The 19320-nt window shown below is 68.4% G+C and carries 19 protein-coding genes and 1 tRNA gene; 12 read left to right on the top strand and 8 right to left on the bottom strand.

The features are described 5' to 3' along the window. Positions 1 to 2: 2 nt before the first annotated feature. Positions 3 to 899, bottom strand: coding sequence for a glycosyltransferase family 8 protein (locus J2S75_RS11180; RefSeq protein ID WP_307019929.1), 897 nt, complete (start codon positions 897 to 899; stop codon positions 3 to 5). After that, positions 896 to 1372 carry an Lrp/AsnC family transcriptional regulator gene (locus tag J2S75_RS11175; protein WP_244375821.1) on the bottom strand — a complete coding sequence of 159 codons (477 nt, stop codon included), beginning with the start codon at positions 1370 to 1372 and terminating at the stop codon, positions 896 to 898. The genes J2S75_RS11180 and J2S75_RS11175 overlap by 4 nt, the downstream gene beginning before the upstream one ends. Positions 1373 to 1637: 265 nt before the next feature. On the opposite strand from J2S75_RS11175, the gene trxB reads away from it, so the two are divergent. Next, a complete protein-coding gene (gene trxB / locus J2S75_RS11170; protein ID WP_307019928.1) occupies positions 1638 to 2618 on the top strand; it encodes a thioredoxin-disulfide reductase in 981 nt (326 codons plus the stop codon). Positions 2619 to 2665: 47 nt separating this feature from the next. Beyond that, positions 2666 to 3565, top strand: coding sequence for a LysR family transcriptional regulator (locus J2S75_RS11165; protein ID WP_162841762.1), 900 nt, complete (start codon positions 2666 to 2668; stop codon positions 3563 to 3565). Positions 3566 to 3583: 18 nt separating this feature from the next. On the opposite strand, the gene J2S75_RS11160 is transcribed toward J2S75_RS11165, so the two are convergent. The 4 genes from J2S75_RS11160 to J2S75_RS11145 all read right to left on the bottom strand — a co-directional run bounded on the left by J2S75_RS11160 (position 3584) and on the right by J2S75_RS11145 (position 7429). Then, positions 3584 to 4099, bottom strand: coding sequence for a DUF2380 domain-containing protein (locus J2S75_RS11160; RefSeq protein WP_307019927.1), 516 nt, complete (start codon positions 4097 to 4099; stop codon positions 3584 to 3586). Positions 4100 to 4442: 343 nt separating this feature from the next. Further along, positions 4443 to 5441 (bottom strand): protein-methionine-sulfoxide reductase catalytic subunit MsrP, encoded by a 999-nt coding sequence (msrP, locus tag J2S75_RS11155; RefSeq protein WP_307019926.1) that lies wholly within the window; start codon positions 5439 to 5441, stop codon positions 4443 to 4445. Positions 5442 to 5626: 185 nt separating this feature from the next. Continuing rightward, the gene (locus J2S75_RS11150) at positions 5627 to 6118 is read right to left on the bottom strand and encodes a DUF992 domain-containing protein (RefSeq protein WP_244375813.1); all 492 of its coding nucleotides are present in this window, start codon (positions 6116 to 6118) and stop codon (positions 5627 to 5629) included. A gap of 108 nt (positions 6119 to 6226) precedes the next feature. After that, positions 6227 to 7429, bottom strand: a complete 1203-nt coding sequence (locus J2S75_RS11145; RefSeq protein WP_307019925.1) for a pyridoxal phosphate-dependent aminotransferase — start codon at positions 7427 to 7429, stop codon at positions 6227 to 6229. Positions 7430 to 7572: 143 nt separating this feature from the next. Here J2S75_RS11145 and J2S75_RS11140 point away from each other — a divergent pair, with 143 nt between their 5' ends. The 3 genes from J2S75_RS11140 (at position 7573) to J2S75_RS11130 (ending at position 10035) form a co-directional block, all read left to right on the top strand. Next, on the top strand, positions 7573 to 8226 hold the full coding sequence (locus J2S75_RS11140; RefSeq protein ID WP_307019924.1) for a glutathione S-transferase family protein: 654 nt from the start codon (positions 7573 to 7575) through the stop codon (positions 8224 to 8226). A gap of 129 nt (positions 8227 to 8355) precedes the next feature. Continuing rightward, a complete protein-coding gene (locus tag J2S75_RS11135; protein ID WP_307019923.1) occupies positions 8356 to 8703 on the top strand; it encodes a hypothetical protein in 348 nt (115 codons plus the stop codon). 195 nt (positions 8704 to 8898) lie between these two features. Then, complete coding sequence (locus J2S75_RS11130; RefSeq protein ID WP_370874123.1) at positions 8899 to 10035, top strand: PQQ-dependent sugar dehydrogenase; 1137 nt, start codon at positions 8899 to 8901, stop codon at positions 10033 to 10035. A gap of 3 nt (positions 10036 to 10038) precedes the next feature. On the opposite strand, the gene J2S75_RS11125 is transcribed toward J2S75_RS11130, so the two are convergent. After that, positions 10039 to 10404: a DMT family protein gene (locus J2S75_RS11125; protein WP_307019922.1), complete on the bottom strand. Its 366-nt coding sequence runs from the start codon at positions 10402 to 10404 to the stop codon at positions 10039 to 10041. A 385-nt stretch (positions 10405 to 10789) separates the two neighbouring features. On the opposite strand from J2S75_RS11125, the gene J2S75_RS11120 reads away from it, so the two are divergent. Together J2S75_RS11120 and J2S75_RS11115 are read left to right on the top strand one after the other, a co-directional pair. After that, positions 10790 to 11995, top strand: a complete 1206-nt coding sequence (locus tag J2S75_RS11120) for a TrbL/VirB6 family protein (RefSeq protein ID WP_307019921.1) — start codon at positions 10790 to 10792, stop codon at positions 11993 to 11995. A gap of 150 nt (positions 11996 to 12145) precedes the next feature. Continuing rightward, positions 12146 to 13117: a diacylglycerol/lipid kinase family protein gene (locus J2S75_RS11115; RefSeq protein ID WP_307019920.1), complete on the top strand. Its 972-nt coding sequence runs from the start codon at positions 12146 to 12148 to the stop codon at positions 13115 to 13117. Here J2S75_RS11115 and J2S75_RS11110 read toward each other — a convergent pair. Next, entirely contained in the window at positions 13096 to 13833 is a 738-nt protein-coding gene (locus tag J2S75_RS11110) for an SIMPL domain-containing protein (RefSeq protein ID WP_307019919.1), read from the bottom strand. The two genes, J2S75_RS11115 and J2S75_RS11110, sit on opposite strands and share 22 nt — an antisense overlap. Positions 13834 to 14107: 274 nt before the next feature. Here J2S75_RS11110 and J2S75_RS11105 point away from each other — a divergent pair. The 5 genes from J2S75_RS11105 (at position 14108) to ilvD (ending at position 19237) form a co-directional block, all read left to right on the top strand. Then, a tRNA-Ile gene (locus J2S75_RS11105) sits at positions 14108 to 14183 on the top strand. 175 nt (positions 14184 to 14358) lie between these two features. Beyond that, on the top strand, positions 14359 to 15693 hold the full coding sequence (locus J2S75_RS11100; RefSeq protein WP_307019918.1) for an HdeD family acid-resistance protein: 1335 nt from the start codon (positions 14359 to 14361) through the stop codon (positions 15691 to 15693). Then, positions 15690 to 16847 (top strand): MFS transporter, encoded by a 1158-nt coding sequence (locus tag J2S75_RS11095; RefSeq protein ID WP_307019917.1) that lies wholly within the window; start codon positions 15690 to 15692, stop codon positions 16845 to 16847. The genes J2S75_RS11100 and J2S75_RS11095 overlap by 4 nt, the downstream gene beginning before the upstream one ends. A 150-nt stretch (positions 16848 to 16997) precedes the next feature. Beyond that, complete coding sequence (locus J2S75_RS11090; RefSeq protein ID WP_307019916.1) at positions 16998 to 17306, top strand: hypothetical protein; 309 nt, start codon at positions 16998 to 17000, stop codon at positions 17304 to 17306. A gap of 98 nt (positions 17307 to 17404) precedes the next feature. Then, positions 17405 to 19237 (top strand): dihydroxy-acid dehydratase, encoded by a 1833-nt coding sequence (gene ilvD, locus J2S75_RS11085; protein ID WP_307019915.1) that lies wholly within the window; start codon positions 17405 to 17407, stop codon positions 19235 to 19237. Positions 19238 to 19320 lie beyond the last annotated feature (83 nt).

Genomic DNA, 19320 nt, shown 5'->3' with positions numbered 1-19320 from the left:
CCCTAGGCTCCGAAAAGGCGACGCTTGAGCTTGCCGAAGAAACGCCGCAGCTTGCGCGCGCGCTTCTCCACCTTGCGGCCGAGTTTGGTCTTCAGCGGCGCATTGGCGAAGGGCGTGCGGGCGCGATAGGCCATGAACAGGTCGCGCCGCGGGTGATTGCAGTCGGTGTAATTGGGTTTCACCTGACCGATGAAGTGGACGATGCGGGCGCCCTCCCACACGGCGGGATCGGCCTTGTAGACACCCTTTTCCAGCCGGTGGTGCATGTTCCAGCTCTCGTCGAGCGGAAGCCACTCGCCCCGCAGCGCGCCGTTGAGCGCGTCCTGGTCCATCATCGGCAGCGAGGGCCGCGAGGCGATGAATTCCAGCGTGCGCTCGGTCACCCGCTCCCGCCGCCAGGCGTCGAGATCGATCAGCAGCACGCCGCTGTTGAAATAGCGCATCTCGTCCGGCAGGCCGATGGCGCGGTTGCGGGTGATGTGGCGCTGCGGCACCAGCCGGGCGACATCGTCCACCGCCGCCACCGCGAAGCCTTGCATCGGCAGGGTCGCCAGCGGCGCCAGCGGCGCGGCGATCAGCGTGTCGCAATCGACATAGAGCAGCCGCCCCGCCGCTTCGGCCAGCGTCAGCGGCATGAGTATGCGGGCATAGGCGGTGCGCGAGAGATGGTTGTTCACCGGGCCGGAGGCGAAATGCCGGACCATGTCGTCGTCAATATCGAGGAAGCGCAGGTCCGGTCGGCCATAGCTGGCAGCCATCCGCCGCTTGTCCTCGTCCGACACACGGTCGCAGAACACGCAGACGGCGCTCACCGCATCCCCCGCCCGGTCGGCGATCGAGGCGAGGAGGACGGCGGTCAGTTCGACATAGGCGGTGTCGGTGGCGGTGGCGACGATCAAGGGACATTCCCTTCCATGGGCACCACCGCAGCGTCCTTCGACTGTTGCAGCGTCAGCGCGGTCTTCACATTGCGCACATTCGGCGCGCCGGTCAGTTCCAGCACGAAGTTCTGGAAGGTCCGCAGGTCCGGCGCGACGCAGAGCAGAATGAAATCGGTCTCGCCGGAAAGCATCCAGCACGCCCGCACCAGCGGCCAGCGCTCGACCTGCGCGGCGAAGGCGGAAAGGTCGGCCTCGGCCTGGCTGATCAGATGCACCATGGCGAAGGCCATCAGGTCGAAACCGAGCTTCTTCTCGTCGAGCAGCGCGCGGTAGCCCTTGATGATGCCTTCCTCCTCCAGCGCACGCACGCGGCGCAGGCAGGGCGGGGCGGAAATGCCGACCCGCTGGGAAAGCTCCACATTGGTGATGCGGCCATCGCCCTGAAGCTCGCGAAGGATGTTCCAGTCGATCGCGTCGATGCGGCGAACCAAGAGGGGTATCTCCGTGTGCGGCGCGCCGTGGCGCGCCCTCGGCCGCGACGCGAGTGCCGCCGCCGGCCAGAGCAATTATCTTGCGCGCGAGCCCCGCGCAATCTTCCTTCTGGAAAACTAATGGATAGGACCCGCCTGCCTTGCGGTTGCCAAGGTCAGCTCCTACATTTTCGCATGGCTAACGCAGCGGCCCGTGCACGGTGCTCATGTGTCGGCCGCGTTCCACGCCGCGCTTTCCCCCTGCCGCAACTTTAGTGAGCTTGTCATGTCGGCCTCTTCCGCCCGCCCGGCCAACCACGTCAAGGTCCTGATCATCGGTTCGGGCCCGGCGGGCTACACCGCCGCCGTCTATGCCGCACGCGCGATGCTGGAGCCGGTGCTGATCCAGGGCATCCAGCCCGGCGGGCAACTCACCATCACCACCGATGTGGAGAACTATCCCGGCTTCGCCGACCCGATCCAGGGCCCCTGGCTGATGGAGCAGATGCAGGCGCAGGCCGAGAAGATGGGCACCCGCATCGTCAACGATCTGGTGACGCGGCTCGACCTCTCCTCCCGCCCGTTCCGGGCCGAGACCGATTCCGGCACGGTGTGGATCGCCGAGACCGTCATCCTCGCCACCGGCGCCCAGGCGCGCTGGCTCGACCTCGACTCCGAGCAGGCCTATCGCGGCCACGGCGTTTCCGCCTGCGCCACCTGCGACGGCTTCTTCTATCGCGGCAAGGAAGTGATGGTGATCGGCGGCGGCAACACCGCGGTCGAGGAAGCGCTGTTCCTCACCAATTTCGCCTCCAAGGTCACGGTGGTGCACCGGCGCGACAGCTTCCGCGCCGAGAAGATCCTGCAGGAGCGGCTGTTCGCCCATCCCAAGGTGGAAGTGGTGTGGAACGCCGCCCTGCATGAGGTGAAGGGCGAGCAGGAACCGCCGCACGTCACCGGCGTGGTGCTGAAGGATGTGATCACCGGCGCGCTGTCCGAGCGGCGGGCCGACGGTGTGTTCATCGCCATCGGCCATGCGCCGGCGACCGATCTCGTGCAGGGCCAGCTGACGCTGAAGCCCAGCGGCTATGTCTGGACCGCGCCGCACTCCACCCAGACCTCGGTGGAAGGCGTGTTCGCCGCCGGCGATGTCGCCGACGACATTTTCCGCCAGGCGGTGACCGCCGCCGGCATGGGCTGCATGGCGGCGCTGGAGGCCGAGCGCTTCCTCGCCGCCCGCGAGCCGCTCGCCCAAGCCGCCGAATGAACGAGGGCACCCGTCGGATGGACAACAAGGCCAATCGCGCCCGTGACATGGACTGGGACAAGCTGAAAGTGTTCCACGTCGCGGCTGAGGCGGGTTCGTTCACCCATGCGGGTGAAGCGCTCGGCCTGTCGCAATCGGCGGTAAGCCGGCAGGTCTCGGCGCTGGAGCAGGAGCTCAACATCCCGCTGTTCCACCGCCATGCGCGCGGGCTGATCCTGACCGAACAGGGCGACCTACTGTACCGCACCGCGCATGAAGTGTTCATGAAGCTGGAGGCGGCACGGGCCAAGCTGACGGATTCGCGCGAGAAGCCGAATGGCGAATTGCGCGTCACCACCACCATGGGCCTCGGCACCCATTGGCTGACCGCCCGCATCGGCGAGTTCCTCGAACTCTATCCCGATATCCGCATCACCCTCATCCTCACCGATGACGAGCTCGACCTCGCCATGCGCGAGGCGGACGTGGCCATTCGCCTGCGCCAGCCGGTGCAGCCGGACCTGATCCAGCGCAAGCTGTTCACCGTGCATTTCCACGCCTTCGCCTCGGCGGAATATCTCAAGCGCAACGGCCATCCGCGCTCGCTCGACGAGCTCGACAAGGACAAGCACCGCATCATCCTGCTCGGCGGGCCGATCCCCTCCTATTTCCAGGGGCTGAACTGGCTGGAGCGCGCCGGGCTGGAAGACGACCAAGAAGGCCGCGTGCCCTCGCTCTCGGTCAACAACGTGCTCGGCCTCAAGCGCGCGGTGGAACGCGGCGTCGGCATCGGCATCGTGCCGGATTATCTCCTGGAGGATTCCGCCACGCTGGTGCAGCTCTTCCCCGAGCGGACCACGCCGACGCTGGAAGCCTATTTCGTCTATCCGCAGGAAATGCGCTCGGTGGCGCGCATCCAGGTGTTCCGCGACTTCCTGGTCGCCAAGGCGCAGCGCTGGAGCTTCTGAGCGGGAGCGCTGCCGGCGTCACGCCGGCGGCAGGGCCTGCGCCACCTCGCGGGCGACATAGTCGCCGGCATGCTGCCAGCCCGCGTCATTGTCGCCGCGAAAGCTGAGCAGCCGCTCGAACAGCAGCTTGCCGGTCGCGGTGTCGAGCACCGCCACCCGCATCGACAGCACCAGCGTGCTCATCTTGTGCACGCTGCCCACCAGCAGAAATCGCGCGCCTTCCGCCTTCGCCCGCTGGCGCAGCGCCTCCACCCCCTCCGCATCGAGCCGGCAGGCACCGTCGCAGCCGAGCGGCAGGCTGCGCAGCTTGCCATCCTGCCCGATGCCGCCGCGCACCTCCTGCGTCAGCGCGATCCGCCGCGTCTCATGCGCGGCGCGCTGGTCGGCGGGCTCTCCGGAGGAATCGGTGAAGCCGATATCGGCCACCGCCACCAGTTCCGGCGCAGCGGCGCGGGCGGTGGGCGCGGCGAGCGCGACGACAGCGAGCGACAAAAGGGCAATCGGCAGACGCGGGGCACGACGGGACACCGGCATGGCACTCCTCCGTGAGGCATCCGCTCTGCGGCGGATGGGCCGGAAATATACGCGGCGCCGCCATTTTGAGACAGGCGAAACGACTCACGGAGGTAATGCCTGCGCCCAATTCGCAGGCAGTGACAGCAGTAAGAAACGCCCGATGCAATTACGCATGCCTGCCATGCAGGCATACATTATTGCAGAATGCCCGAGATGTGAGCATATGAGGACCAGACGCCGAGGCGCCTTGCGTTTCGGCTGTTCCCCTCTGGAAGGTTCGCTGCTTCGGCAGCGAAAACTTTGGCCGGGCCCTTTTGGGACCCGGCCATTTTTCTTTCAGACGGTGGCGCGCCGCAGCGCCTCACATGAACAGCTTCTCGCCCGACATTCCCTTGTAGAGACCCGCGACCTGCTCGCCATAGCCGTTATAGAGCAGCGTCGGCCGCCGCTCGCCGGTGCCGATGTCGCGCTCCGAAGCCTGGCTCCAGCGCGGGTGCGGCACCTCGGGGTTCACATTGGCCCAGAAGCCATATTCGCGGCCCTGCACCTGCTCCCACAGCCCCACAGGCCGCTCCGCGACGAAGGAGATGCGCACGATCGACTTCACCGATTTGAAGCCGTATTTCCACGGCAGGGCGAGACGCAAAGGCGCGCCATACTGGTTCGGCGCCGGCTTGCCGTAGATGCCGGTGACGAGGAAGGCGAGGTCGTTATTCGCCTCGGCCATGGTCAACCCGTCAATATAGGGCCAGGGGTAGATGAAGCGGCGCTGGCCGAGCGCCACTTCCGGGTTCATGAAGGTCTCGAAGCGTACATATTTGGCGCCGGAGAGCGGCTTGGCATAGGCCACGAGGTCCTTCACCGGGAAGCCGGTCCACGGCACGGTCATCGACCAGGCCTCGACGCAGCGGTGGCGATAGATGCGCTCTTCCAGCGCCATGGCGCGGATCAGATCGTCGATCCCGACCTCGCGCGGCTGCTCCACCAGCCCGTCGATCTTCACCATCCACGGCCGGCGGGGCATGCGCGCGGCCACATCGGCGATCTGATAGGCGGAGCGCTCCGAGCCGAACTCGTAGAAATTGTTGTAATTGCCGGAAATCTCCTCCGGGGTGATCGGCCGGTCACCGGCGGTGAAGGCGGTGTTCTTCTTCGCGGGGTAAAGGTCGCGCGTGGGGTCGTTGGCAGGATCGCCCGGGGCCGGGGCAGCGTCCGCGAAAGGCGCGAGCGCGGCGGACAGGCCGGCGACACCGAGCAGCCCCACCCCGGCGCCAAGAAGGTTTCGGCGCGAGAGATAGGTGGCTTCCGGCGTGACCGCGCTCTCCGGCAGTTCCCAGGACCGACGACGGCGTATGTGCATGGCGGGCTCCTCTTGGATGCTGCGGAGAGTACGCCGGAAGCCCGCCCTTTATTTCACCTGCCGCGTCAACTTCTCGTGCGGATATGAAAAAAGCCCGGCGGGGTGCCGCCGGGCTTGTCTGTCTCTCGACGGCGCCGCGGCGCCGTGCGGCTCACTTGGAGACGAAACTCACTTGGAGACGCGGCTCACTTGGAGACGAGGTGCAGATCGCCCACGCCGAGCGCGACGTTCACGCCGGTCTGGCCTTCGACGCTGATCGGCTGAAGGGCGATGGTCTTGTTGGAGCCGCCGACCAGCACGTTGCCGGCCACGCCCACGCCGAGCGCCACGCTGCCGGACACGCCGACATAGGTGCCGTCGAGATCGGACGAGCGCACGCCCTTGGACGGCGCGAGCACGGTCCACAGCAGGATGTTGCGACCGGTGATGCCGAGGTCGAGGCCCCAGCGGTGGATCGAGCCCTCATAGGCGAACTTCTTGCCGCGCACGGTGGTGAAGGTGCACTCCAGCGTCCGCTTGGAGCCGATGATGAAGCTCACCGACTTGGAACCCGTGCAGGCCAGCGAGCCAGCCTCGACGCGCTTGGTCTGGGCCGAGGCCGGCGCGGCGACGAGGGTGGCGGCACCGGCGACAAGCGCGGTGGCGAGCAGGCCGCGCGACAGAACAGTACGGAACATTCAGATCTCCTGACGATGACGCGCTGCCGGCTCTCGGGAACCGGCGCCCCCGCCCTATGGCGCTTGCCGGCCGGGGCGCGCCGCCCGGCCGGTCAATACCCTTCTACCTCAGCGGAGCGAACCGCAGAAGCGCTGGATTCGCAGGCAGGCCTCTTCCAGATCCTTGGTCGCGGTGGCGTAGGAGATGCGGAAGGCCGGGCCGAGGCCGAAGGCCGAGCCATGCACCACCGCCACGCCCTCGGCCTCCAGCAGTTCGGAGGCGAAGGCCTCGTCCGTGTCGATCACCTTGCCCGCCGGCGTCGACTTGCCGATCAGCCCGGCGCAGGAGGGATAGACGTAGAACGCGCCTTCCGGCTTCGGGCAGGTGAGGCCCGACGCCTGGTTGAGCATCGAGACCACGAGGTCGCGGCGCTCCTTGAACACCTTGTTGTTGGCGGCGATGAAGTCCTGCGGCCCGTTCAGCGCCTCGACCGCCGCCCACTGGGCGATGGAGTTGGGGTTGGAGGTCGACTGCGACTGCAGCGTACCGATGGCCTTGATCAGCGGCTCCGGCCCGGCGGCGTAGCCGATGCGCCAGCCGGTCATGCAATAGGCCTTGGAGACGCCGTTCATCGTCAGCGTGCGGTCATAGAGCGCGGGCTCGACCTGCGCCGGGGTGACGAACTCGAAGTCGTCATAGACGAGGTGCTCATACATGTCGTCGGTGAGGATCCACACATGCGGATGCTTCACCAGCACGTCGGTGAGCGCCTTCATCTCCTCGCGCGAATAGGCCGAGCCGGTCGGGTTGGACGGCGAGTTGAAGATCAGCCACTTGGTCTTCGGGGTGATCGCCGCTTCCAGCGCCTCGGGCTTCAGCTTGAAATTGTCCTCGAGCTTGGTCTCGACTGGCACCGGCGTGCCGCCGCAGAACTGGACGATATCGGGGTAGCTGACCCAGTACGGCGCCGGGATGATCACCTCGTCGCCCGCGTCGACGGTGGCGACGAGCGCGTTGAACAGCACCTGCTTGCCGCCGGTGCCGACCGTGACCTGGCTCGGCTTGTAGGTGAGGCCGTTCTCGCGCTTGAACTTGGCGACGATGGCCGCCTTCAGCTCGGGAATGCCGTCCACGGCGGTATAACGGGTCTGGCCATCGCGGATCGCCTTGATCGCGGCTTCCTTGATGTTGTCGGGCGTCTCGAAATCGGGCTCGCCGGCCGCGAGCGCGATCACGTCACGTCCGGCCGCTTTCAGCTCCCGCGCCTTGTTGGAAATGGCGATGGTCTGGGAGGGATTGATGCGCTTCAGGGCGGCGGATATCAGGCTCATGGCCGGTCTCCCTTGAGGGTTTTGCGCGCGACAACTAGTCGAGCCCTTGCGCCCCGGCAAGCGATTCCCTACCTGCGGGCGGCACCCGCGCTGCGTTTTCCTGACGCGGCCGTCCACCAGCGCCCTCTGCCGGGAATTCCTGCATGCTGAAGCTCCACGCCATGCAAAGCTCCGGCAACTCCTACAAGGTACGCCTGCTGCTGGCCCGGCTCGGCCTGCCCTTCGAGCTCATCGATGTCGACCTGCTGCGCGGGGAGAACCGCACCCCGGATTTCCTGATGAAGAACCCGGAAGGCCGGGTGCCGCTGCTGGAACTGCCGGGCGGGCGCTATCTGCCGGAATCGAACGCCATCCTGTTCTATCTCGCCGATGGCACGCCGCTTCTGCCGAACGATCCTCTGGGGCGGGCGGAGGCGCTGCGCTGGATGTTCTTCGAACAGCACAGCGTCGATTCCTCCATCGGCCATGCGCGCTTCTGGCTGAAGCTGGTGCGCGGCGGGCGCGAGCTGCGCACTCACGATATCGACCGCTGGATGGAAGAGGGCTATGCCGCGCTCGGCGTGATGGAACGCCACCTCGCGCGCCGGCCGTTTTTCATCGACGGCACGCTCAGCGTCGCCGACATCGCGCTCTACGCCCATACCCATCTGGCGCATGAAGGCGACTTCGACCTGCGCCCCTTTCCGGCGGTAGGCGAATGGCTGAAGCGGGTCGAGGCGCAGCCCGGCCATGTGACGATCGACTGGCGCCCGGCGCCGATTCTTCAGCCGGTTAATGAACAGGTTAACGGGGCTTAACCCCTTGCCCTGAAATCGCCCCGAAATGGCACCGGGTCGCCCAAACCGGCGTCCCCGCCCGGCCGCCTTCCCGCACGAACTTACCGTCAGCCAAGGGCACCCGCCCGGACCGATTGAAGGGAGTTCGTCATGACCGATCCGATGTCGAACCAGTTCCCCGCCGCCCTGCCGCACACCGGCATGGTGGCGACCAAGCGCTATACGGCGGTCCGCCGGCTGCGCCGCGCCGCGCTGGAGGCCGGCGTCGTCCTGTCGCTGACCGTGGCCATCGTCGCCGTTCTGTGCCTGTTCGGCCTGCAGCGGGCCTCGGCCTTCGAGCTGGTGCAGGGCACCGCCTCGGATGAGCGCCTCGCCATCGGCGCGGTGCTGCTGGCCGCCTTTGTCGGCCTCTCCGGCCTCACCACCTTCATGCTGCGCAGCACGCTGCAGGCGGCCGGCGAGGCGAGCCCGCAGGAGTCGCGGCGGGGCCGGGGCTGAGCTTCCCCGCCGGGCATCTTCGGCGTGGGCGGGGGCAGCCTCTGACCTAACGGCATCGTGCACGACAGGCGATTGGCCTGCCGCGCCGTGTGCTCTAACCATACGGCTCGCAACCGAACCCCGGAGCGCGCCGTGCCTCACCCTTCCCTCTCCTGGCGCCTCTCGTCGCGTCGGACCGCTTCCGCCTTCGCCGGCCTGCTGGCGGCACTGATCGTCGCCACCGCGGCCCAGGCACAGCAGTCGGAAAGCGCGCCGATCGAGGCCCCCTCCTCTATCGGCCCGCTGAGCGTCGAGACCGTCGCCGCCGGCCTGCGCAGCCCCTGGGGTCTCGCCTTCCTGCCCGATGGCCGCATGCTGGTGACCGAGCGTCCCGGCACGCTGCGCCTCGTCAGCCCGAGCGGCACCGTCTCCGCCCCGGTCGCCGGCGTGCCGCCGGTCTTCGCCCGTGGCCAGGGCGGTCTGCTCGATGTCGCGCTGGCCCCGGATTTCGACCGCAGCCGGCTCGTCTATCTCGCCTATGCCGAGCCGCGCGAAGGCGCCTCCGGCACCTCGGTGGCGCGCGGCCGGCTGATGGAAGAAAACGGCGATGCGCGGCTGGAGAATGTCGAGGTCGTCTTCCGCCAGTCGCCGGCCTCTGGCGGCAGCAACCACTATGGCGCGCGGCTCGTCTTCGCCCGCGACGGGACGCTGTTCGTCACCCTCGGCGACCGCTACTCCCAGCGCGAGCAGGCGCAGAATCTCTCCACCCATATCGGCAAGATCGTCCGCATCGCCGGCAATGGCGATGTGCCGGCCGATAACCCGTTCCGCCAGAAGAACGGCGCCCGGCCGGAAATCTGGAGCATTGGCCACCGCAATGTGCAGGGCGCCGCGCTCGACCCCGCCACCGGCCGGCTGTGGACCATCGAGCACGGTGCGCGCGGCGGCGACGAGTTGAACCATCCCGAAGCCGGCAAGAATTATGGCTGGCCGGTCATCTCCTATGGCCGCGATTATTCCGGCGCCGCCATTGGCGAGGGCACGGAGAAGGCCGGGATGGAACAGCCGGTGAAATATTGGGACCCGTCTTTCGCCCCGTCCGGCCTCGCCTTCTACACCGGCACGCTGATGCCGAAATGGAAGGGCGACCTGTTCGCCGGCGGCCTTGCCGGCACGCGGCTGGTGCGGCTGCGGCTCGACACCGCGCGCGGCAGCGTGACCGAGGAGGAAGTGCTGCTGACCGACCTCAACGCCCGCATCCGCGATGTGCGCCAGGGACCGGACGGCGCGCTGTGGCTGCTCACCGACGATCCCTCCAATGGCCGCCTGCTGCGCGTCGCCCCCGCCGACTGAGGCTCACGACCATTTCTGGAAGATGAAGAACGCTCCGAGCGCGATCAGCGCGAAGCCGATCAGATGGTTCCAGTGGAACGGCTCTTTCAGCCACAGCACGGAGAATCCGGCGAACACCACCAGCGTGATCACCTCCTGCATGGTCTTGAGTTCCACCGTCGAATAGACGGCGGAGCCATAGCGGTTGGCCGGCACGGCGAGGCAATATTCGAAGAAAGCGATGCCCCAGCTCGCCAAAATGGCGATGAGCAGCGGCGAGGATTTGTGCTTGAGGTGCCCATACCAGGCGAAGGTCATGAAGATGTTCGAGGCAAACAGCAGCACGATCGGCATCAGCGTGGGCGGAAGCAGCGACGAGAAGAACGGCATGGGGGGAATCCGGTTGCGATGCTCGGAGCATCACCGGCTGCCCGCTTCCGTCAATGGCTCGCCCGGCCATGCCTTGCGGCGCAATCCGCCGCACGCCTCGCGCGAGCCGCGCCTCCCGCTCGCCTGCCGCCTCGCCGGACAGCGGGAAACAGGCACTCCACGCGCCTCTGCCGCACTTCACAAATAAGTTACATTTAAACAGCCGATATTACTGGAACACCGACCGCCGGCCGCAGGTTACCGGCGACGGGAGCGTCGTCGATGGAATGCCGTATTCCAGTCTTTACGCACCGTCATCTCAGCAACTTTTGCCCCAAGAGCCGCCTTTTTCTAGCGGCGCCGGGCTCCACGCCATGACGCCACTTTCTTGAACAGGGAGAGCGTTATGAAGCGAACCGAGACGGCACGACATGGATTGGCCCTGCTCAGCACCGGCGTGCTCGCGGTCTGCCTTGTGATGGCGACCGCCCCGGCCGATGCCCGCCTGGGCGGGCTCGGCGGCGGCCGTGATGGCGGCTCGTCGGCCAGCGGCAAGAGCGATAGCGGCGGCAGGAGCGCAAGCGGCCGCAGCAAGAGCGATGGCGGCGGCAAGAGCGATGGCGGCGGCAAGAGCGCGAGCGGCCGCAGCGGCGGGCTCGGCGGCTCGGTCGGGCGCGCGGCGTCCGGCGTCGGCCGGTCCGTCGGCGGCGCCGTCTCGGGCGTCGGCCGGGCGGCCGGCGGCGCGCTGTCGGGCGTGGGTGACGGCGTCAGCCGGGCCGGCGATGCCGCGAGCGCCAGCCGCGGCGGCACCGGCTTGGGCGGTGCGGTCGGCAGAGCGGTGAGCGGCGCCGGTCGCGCGGTGTCGGGCATCGGCAGCGGCGTCTCCGGCGCCACGAGCGGCCTTGGCGGCGCGGTGGGCGGGCTCGGCTCCGGCCTCGGCGCGGCGACGAGCGGCGTCGGCGCGGTGGGACCGCAGCCCTCAAGAGGCGACGCGACCACCTCTCTGACCGGGCGCGCGCCGGTCGCCGCCAATGTGGTCGGCCTGCAGATCGAGCTGTTCAAGCGCGGCCAGCGCCCGCTCGGCTTCGGCCGCAGCACCAGCGGCAATATTGCGGATGTGAACGCGAATGTTCTGGGCCGACGCGGCGTCAAGGCCGATGTCGCGGTCGGCACCTCGCGCCAGCGCCCGCTCGGCGTCGATGCGCGCGTCGGCGCGCTCGGTCCGCGCGGGTTGAACAGCACCAACCGCGCCACCCTTGGCGGCCGGCAGGCCGTGGATGTGGCGAGCCGCACCACGCTCGGCGGCCCGCGCGGCCTGCGCGCCAATGCGGATGTCGATGTCGGCGGCGAGACGGCCGCGGCGGTGGGTGTGGATATCGGCATCGGCGGCGGAGGCCCCGGCGGTCCTGGTGGCCCGGGTGGTCCGGGCGGTCCGGGCGGTCCGGGCGCGCCCGGCGGCCCCTCCGCCGGGGGCGGCGGGTCGGCGACGGGCGGCAACGCCAACCGTTCCGACATGGCGGCGAAGAAGACCCGCTGCACCGGCGTCCTCTCCGAGCCGCGCGCCTATGATGCCGGCATCGTCGCCCTGTGCCGCGACCTCATCGGCGGCTGATCCATGGAACGGGAGGCCGTCCCGGATCCGGGGCGGCCTTCGCTTTTGACCGGGGCCGTCCCGAGGCCCGCCACTTTTCGATAGGGAACGTCTTCGCGCGGCCGCGATTGCAGAGGAGTATTCCGCGGCTCCTCCAATCCGGTTTTCCCCATGGCCCAGCTTCTCGTCCTTCTCAACGCCAATGCCGGCACGCTGCTGGACCGCGACGCGGAGGAGGTTCGGCGCCACATCGCCGATGCGCTCGATGGCGGGGGCCGCACCGTCGAGGTCCGCCTGCTGCGCGGCAAGGAACTGGTGAAGGCCATCCGCGCCTCCGGCAGCGGCGAGCATGACACCGTTATCGTCGGCGGCGGCGATGGCAGCGTCAGCCTGGCGGTGCAGAGCCTCGAAGGCTCCGGCAAGACGCTCGGCATCCTGCCGCTCGGCACGCTCAACCTCCTCGCCACCGATCTCGGCATGCCGCGCGACCTCGACGCGGCCTTAGCGGCGCTCAGCGACGCGCGGGTGGGCGAGATCGACCTGGCGACACTGAACGGGCGCCGCTTCCACACCATTTCCGGCATGGGCTTCTTCAGCCAGATGGCCCGCGCCCGCGAAACCGCCCGGCGCTGGAAGCTCTGGCGCTTTTTCGCGGTCGCCATCGCCGCCGTCTTCGCCCTGCGCCGCAGCGGCCGTTTCGATCTCGATGTGACGGTGGACGGCAACGACCATCATTTCCAGGCCTTCGCCGCGCTCGCCTCGATCAACCGCTTCACCGGGCCGGGCTGGCGCCGTGGCCGGCTGGACGAAGGCGTGCTCGAACTGCATGTGGCGGAAGATCGCGGCGGGCTCGCCCTGCTGAAGGCCGGCGCCGACATGGTCACCGACAATTGGCGCGACAATCCCGGCATCATCAGCCTGACCGGCCGGGAAATCGTGCTGCGCCGCGCCAACCGCGCCCGCGTGTGGGTATCCACCGATGGCGAGCTCGGGCGGGAGGAGATGCCGCTCACCTACCGGATCGTGCCGCGCGGGCTGAAGGTCCTCATCCCGCTCGCCGCCAAGGGCGAGAGCGCCGTCGTCGAGGCCACCGCGGCGGCCACGACGCGCGCCGAGGCGCTTCAGAGCGGCTCAATCTCGTAGACCACGGTGACGCCGGCGCGCACCTGCGTCTCGCCGGCTTCCACCGGCACCGAATCCATCTTCTCCGCCCGCGCGGCCATCATCATCATGCGCGGCATGGGCTGCGGGCCGGCCTCGCTGGAGATCGACACCACCCGCACCAGCCGCACGCCCGCGGCGCCGGCGATGATCTCGGCCTGGTGGCGGGCGTCCTTCACCGCCTCGGCGCGGGCGGCATCCTCCAGCTTGCCGGGCTCGGCGAGGTCGAAGGCGATACCGTTGATCTGGTTGGCGCCATTGGTCACCAGCTGGTCGAGCAGATCGCCGAGCTTGGCGAGGTCACGCAGCCGCACGGTGACGGAATTGGTCACCTGATAGGAGGCGATACGCAGCGGATCGCCGTCCTTCTTCTGTGGCGCGTATTGCGGCTGCACGGAGAAGCCGGAGGTCGAGACATCGCGCCCCTCGACACCGGCGGCCTTGATCGCAGCGATCATCGTCGCCACGGCGGCGGAATTGGCGTCGAGCGCCTCGCGCGCGGTCTTGCCCTCGCTCACCACGCCGGAGGTCAGCGTCGCCCGGTCGGGAACGGCGCTGGCCGTGCCTTCGCCGGAAACCGCGAGCGTCGCCCGCCGGGCATTGGGCGCGAGATCCTGCGCGGCGAGCGGCGACAGGCTGGCGAACAGCGCGGCGGTGCCGAGAACGGCGGCGCACGCGGTGGCGCGGAGGAGCTTCATGTCGTTTTCTTTCCTGAAACCGGCCGGGACAGAGGCTTAAGCGCCCGCCCGCCCTCATGCCGGCAGACTGACGATGCGGCACGCCAGAGCACCGCGCGAAGGCGGCGGGAATGCGGCGGCGGGCGAAGCCTTCCCCGGCGCTGCCCATGCCACGCGCCGGGGAAGGCACCCGTCCCGCTGGACGCCGGGGTGGACGACCGGTGCAAGGCGGTTGGCGCCGACGCCACGCTTTGCTAGTTTCCCCCGCCCGCCGCGCCACCGCGCGCCGCCGGCCGGGCCTGTAGCTCAATGGTTAGAGCCGACCGCTCATAACGGTCTGGTTGCAGGTTCGAGTCCTGCCGGGCCCACCAAATCGCTCAACAGGTTAGTGGGGCTGCGCAACGATCCGGTCGGTGCCCCCCCAACGAAACCCCCAATGCGCGCCGCTCTTCGCTCGCTCCCCACCCCCTCCCCAACCCGCCGCTTCCAATGCCGGCGGCAAAATGGCACTGTGCCGGCCTTCGCGTTGGGTCTACATCCTCTTCCATGCTCAAACTGTGCTTTCTTCTCATCGGTGCGCCCTCGTTCCGTGCCCGGTGGTATGTCATCGCGATTCTCGGCGGGGTCCTCGTGACGCTCGCCACCCTGCTGGCCATCGACGCATCGGATGGCGTCACCTTTGTCACGCGCGAGGCTCTGGGCCTCATCTTCATCGTCAACGGGCTGGCGGCGCTGCTGGTCCTGCTGGGGCGGATGCGCGGGGCGGCGCGGTCGCTGCTCTTCCTGAAGGCCGCCGCGCTGATGCTGCTGGGGGTGCTCATCATCCAGCCGCCGGTCTCGACCGAATGGGCGCTCGCCCTGCTGTTCGGCCTCGCTTTCGCGCTCGACGGCATCGGGCGGATCGCCACCGGGCTGGTGGTGCGTTTTTCCGGCTGGCGGACGATGGCGCTGATCGGCGCGCTGGAAATCGCGGTGGCGGGGCTCATCATCACGGAATGGCCGCTGCCGCATAACCGCAACATCCCCTTCTGTATCGCCCTGCTGCTGGCACTGTCGGGCTGGCTGCTGCTGCGCATCGGCTTCATGTTCCGCACGCTGGAAAGCGAAGCGGCCATTCTCGCCCTGCCCATCTTCGGCGGGCGCGGCTGGTACGACAACGCCCCTGTCATGATCGACGCCGGCGACGAGCCGGCGCCGGAACAGCCGATGATCGTGCATGTGTGGACGCCGGTCGGCTCCGCCTATGCGCCGGAGCGGCGGCTGCTGGTCGACCGCTACATCGCCGCCGTCGATGGGCACGGGGTGATCTCCACCGGCCACGCCGCGCTGGAAATGCCGCCGGACCTCTATATCAGCCATTACCCCGCCATGGAGGTGGAGCGCTCCAGCGGCGACTTTATCGCCTCGCTGCGCGCCAGCGGCGAAAACGACCTCAAGGGCCGCTTCCAGCCTTCCTATGCCTATGAGTCGGACTGGTGGTGCCCGGCGGACCAGAATGTCGAATTCCGCATTTACAGCCCGCGCCGCCTGAGGGTGTTCTGGGCCGGCTACAAGCAGGACGACACGTATAATCTCACCAACCGCAACTGCTCCGTGGTGGTGGCGCAGGCGCTCGACGCCGCGCTCGAAGGCGCGCTGGCGAGCCGCTTCCCCTGGCTGCGCCTCCTCAGCCTGCTGTCCAATCCCGATATCTGGGTGGCGGCGATGATCCGCACCCGGGCCCATTCGGCGACCTGGACGCCGGGTCTGGTGCTGGACTATGCCCGCACCCTGGCGCGGATCGTCGAACAGGGCGATGTCGCCTGGAGCACGCGCCTGCTCGGCTTTCTCAAGCGGGGCCGGCACGGCCCGATGGATGGCAACGAGGTTCGCCCCGCATGACGACGCCGGTTTCCGCCGAACACCCCGCCAGCCTGCTCGCGCGCGGCGCCGTCATCATGACCGCCATGATGTTCGGGCTCACCTACAGCCTGAGCGCGGCGCTGATCGCGCTCGACCTGACCGCGCGCGGCCTGAGCGAGAGCCTGATCGGGGCTAATGCGGCCATGCACGCGGTCGGCGTGCTCGTCACCGCGATGATCCTGCCGCGCATCGTCGCGTTTTTCGGCATACGCCGGCTGGTCATCATCGCCCTGGTGGTGGCGGCGCTGGTGCTGAGTGCCTTCCCGGCCATCCCGCTGATCTGGCTGTGGTTTCCGTTGCGCCTCGTGCTCGGCATGGCGTCGGAGATCCTGTTCGTGCTCTCAGAGACCTGGACCAACAGCCTGAGCACCGAATCCACCCGCGCCCGCGCCATGGCGGCCTACACCGCCGCGCTCTCGGTCGGTTTCGCCCTCGGGCCGCTGATCCTCTCCGTCGTCGGCTCGGGCGGGGCCCTGCCCTATCTCGTCGGCGCCGGCATTTCGCTGGTCGCCGCCGGGTTCATCGCCTCGCCGAAGGTGCAGGCGCCGGTGTTCGATGAACCCGCCACGGGCAGCCCGCTGCGCTTCATCCGTCTGGCGCCGGTCGCCATTTCCGCGGTGATGCTGAACGCGGCGATCGAGACCGCCGGTCTGTCCTTCCTCGCCATCTATGCCGTCAATCTCGGCTGGGAGGAGAGCGGGGCCACACGGCTGATGTCGTGCATGATGATCGGCGCCATCCTGCTGCAACTGCCCATCGGCTGGCTCGGCGACAAGTTGGACCGGGTGAAGCTGGTGATCGCGCTCGCCGCCGCCTCCATGCTGGGCGCGCTGGCCTGGCCGTTCGCCCTGCAGAACGAGATCGCCACCTATACGCTGCTGTTCCTCTGGGGCGGCGCCTTTGTCGGCATCTACACCATCATGCTCACTTTGGTCGGCAGCCGCTTCAAGGGGTCGGAACTCGTCGGCATCTATGCCGCCATGGGGCTGATGTGGGGGCTCGGCGCGCTGCTCGGGCCGCTGCTGGCGGGCTTCGCGATGAACGCCACCCTGCACGGCCTCGCCTTCTTCACCGCCGCCATCTGCGGCGCCTTCACCCTGTTCGTGACGCTCAAGGGCCGGGGCGGCAGCTGAAAGGCTTTTCGCGACGGGCGGCGGGCGCCATGGCAGCGGGGCGCTCCTCACGGCGTCGTGGTCCCCTCCGGCCTTGACCGCCGGCGCGGCCGCGTCATTTCCGAGGGCGAAGCGCCCCGCCGCCGGAGAGCGCGCCGCCGAGGCCCGATCATGAAACCTATGTTTGCCACACCCGCCCTTTCGGCATCCGCCATCGCTACCAGCCTGCTCCTCCCGCTTCCCGCCTCCGCGCAGGCGATGCCGAACTCGCTGACCATGAGCTGCGCCCAGGCGCGGGCGCTGGTCGCGCGCGAGGGGGCGGTGGTGATCCGGACCGGGCCGGACCTTTTCGACCGCTACGTCACCAATCCCAGCTATTGCCAATCGCAGCGCTCCAGGCCCGCCTGGATTCCCACGCGCGACGATCCGCAATGCCTCGTCGGTCAGGAATGCCGCGAGCGGCGCATCCGCTGGCGGTGAGCCCCGCCACCGACCCACGCGGCCCACCACAACGGCGAGACGGTTGCGCGATACGCGCACGGGGGGCATAAGCGCGGCAAAGAGTTTGGAGGAATTCCATGCCCGCCTATCGCTCGCGCACGTCCACCCATGGCCGCAACATGGCCGGAGCCCGCGGCCTCTGGCGCGCCACCGGCATGAAGGATGGCGATTTCGGCAAGCCGATCATCGCCGTGGTCAACTCCTTCACCCAGTTCGTGCCCGGCCATGTCCACCTGAAGGATCTCGGCCAGCTGGTGGCGCGGGAGATCGAGAAGGCGGGCGGCGTCGCCAAGGAATTCAACACCATTGCGGTGGATGACGGCATCGCCATGGGCCATGACGGCATGCTCTATTCGCTGCCCTCGCGCGAGATCATCGCCGACAGCGTGGAGTATATGGTCAACGCCCATTGCGCCGACGCCATGGTCTGCATCTCCAATTGCGACAAGATCACGCCCGGCATGCTGATGGCGGCGCTGCGGCTCAATATTCCGGCCGTCTTCGTTTCCGGCGGGCCGATGGAGGCGGGCAAGGTGCTGCTCTCCACCGGCGAGAAGAAGGTGGACCTCATCGACGCCATGGTCGCCGCCGCCGACGACCGGGTGAGCGACGCGGATGTGACGGTGATGGAGCGTTCGGCCTGCCCGACCTGCGGCTCCTGCTCCGGCATGTTCACCGCCAATTCCATGAACTGCCTCACCGAGGCGCTGGGCCTCGCTTTGCCGGGCAATGGCTCGGTGCTCGCCACCCATGCCGATCGCGAGCGGCTGTTCGTCGAGGCCGGCCATCTCATCGTCGATCTCGCCCGCCGCTATTACGAGCAGGAGGACGCCAGCGTGCTGCCGCGCGCGGTCGCCTCGTTCAAGGCGTTCGAGAACGCCATGACGCTCGACATCTCCATGGGCGGCTCCACCAACACGGTGCTGCACCTGCTCGCCGCCGCGCATGAGGGCGAGGTGCCCTTCACCATGGCCGATATCGACCGGCTGTCGCGCCGCGTGCCGGTGCTGTGCAAGGTGGCCCCGGCGGTCGCCAACATTCACATGGAAGACGTGCACCGCGCCGGCGGCATCATGGCCATTCTCGGCGAGCTCGACCGCGCCGGCCTCATCCACACCGATCTGCCGACCGTCCACGCCCCCACGCTGGGCGACGCGCTGGAGCGCTGGGATGTGGTGCGGACCAAGAGCGAGCAGGTGCAGACCTTCTACCGTGCGGCACCGGGCGGGGTGCCGACGCAGGTGGCGTTCAGCCAGTCCCGCCGCTGGGACGATCTCGACCTCGACCGCGAAGCCGGCGTCATCCGCGACGCCGCGCATGCCTATTCCAGGGATGGCGGCCTCGCCGTTCTGTTCGGCAATCTCGCCGAGGATGGCTGCATCGTGAAGACGGCGGGCGTGGACGAGAGCATCCTCAAATTCACCGGCACCGCCACCGTGTTTGAGAGCCAGGACGACGCGGTGTCCGCCATTCTCGGCAACCGGGTGAAGCCCGGCCAGATCGTGCTCATCCGCTATGAGGGGCCGCGCGGCGGGCCGGGCATGCAGGAAATGCTCTACCCCACGAGCTATCTGAAGTCGAAGGGTCTCGGCAAGGCCTGCGCGCTCGTCACCGATGGCCGCTTCTCCGGCGGCTCCTCGGGCCTGTCCATCGGCCATGTCTCGCCGGAAGCGGCGGAGGGCGGCACGGTCGGGCTGGTGCGTGAGGGCGACGTGATCGAGATCGACATCCCCAACCGCCGCATCCACCTCGCCGTGGATGAGGCCGAACTTGCCGCCCGCCGCGAGGAGCAGCAGGCCAAGGGCTGGGTGCCGGCGGCGCCGCGCAAGCGCAACGTCACCACCGCCCTCAGGGCCTATGCCGCGCTCGCCACCAGCGCCGCCAAGGGCGCCGTGCGTCAGGTGCCCTGAGCGGCCGATCGCGCGGCACAAGGCCGGCAGACGAAACGGAGGCGGGGCCGCAGGCTCCGCCTTTTTGCATCCCCCTTCACGAT

Origin of the sequence: Ancylobacter polymorphus (genome assembly GCF_030813495.1) — a bacterium.
Taxonomy (GTDB): Bacteria; Pseudomonadota; Alphaproteobacteria; order Rhizobiales; family Xanthobacteraceae; genus Ancylobacter; species Ancylobacter polymorphus.
Note: the sequence above shows the minus strand (reverse complement) of the source record. Positions and strands in the feature narration are given on the sequence as shown.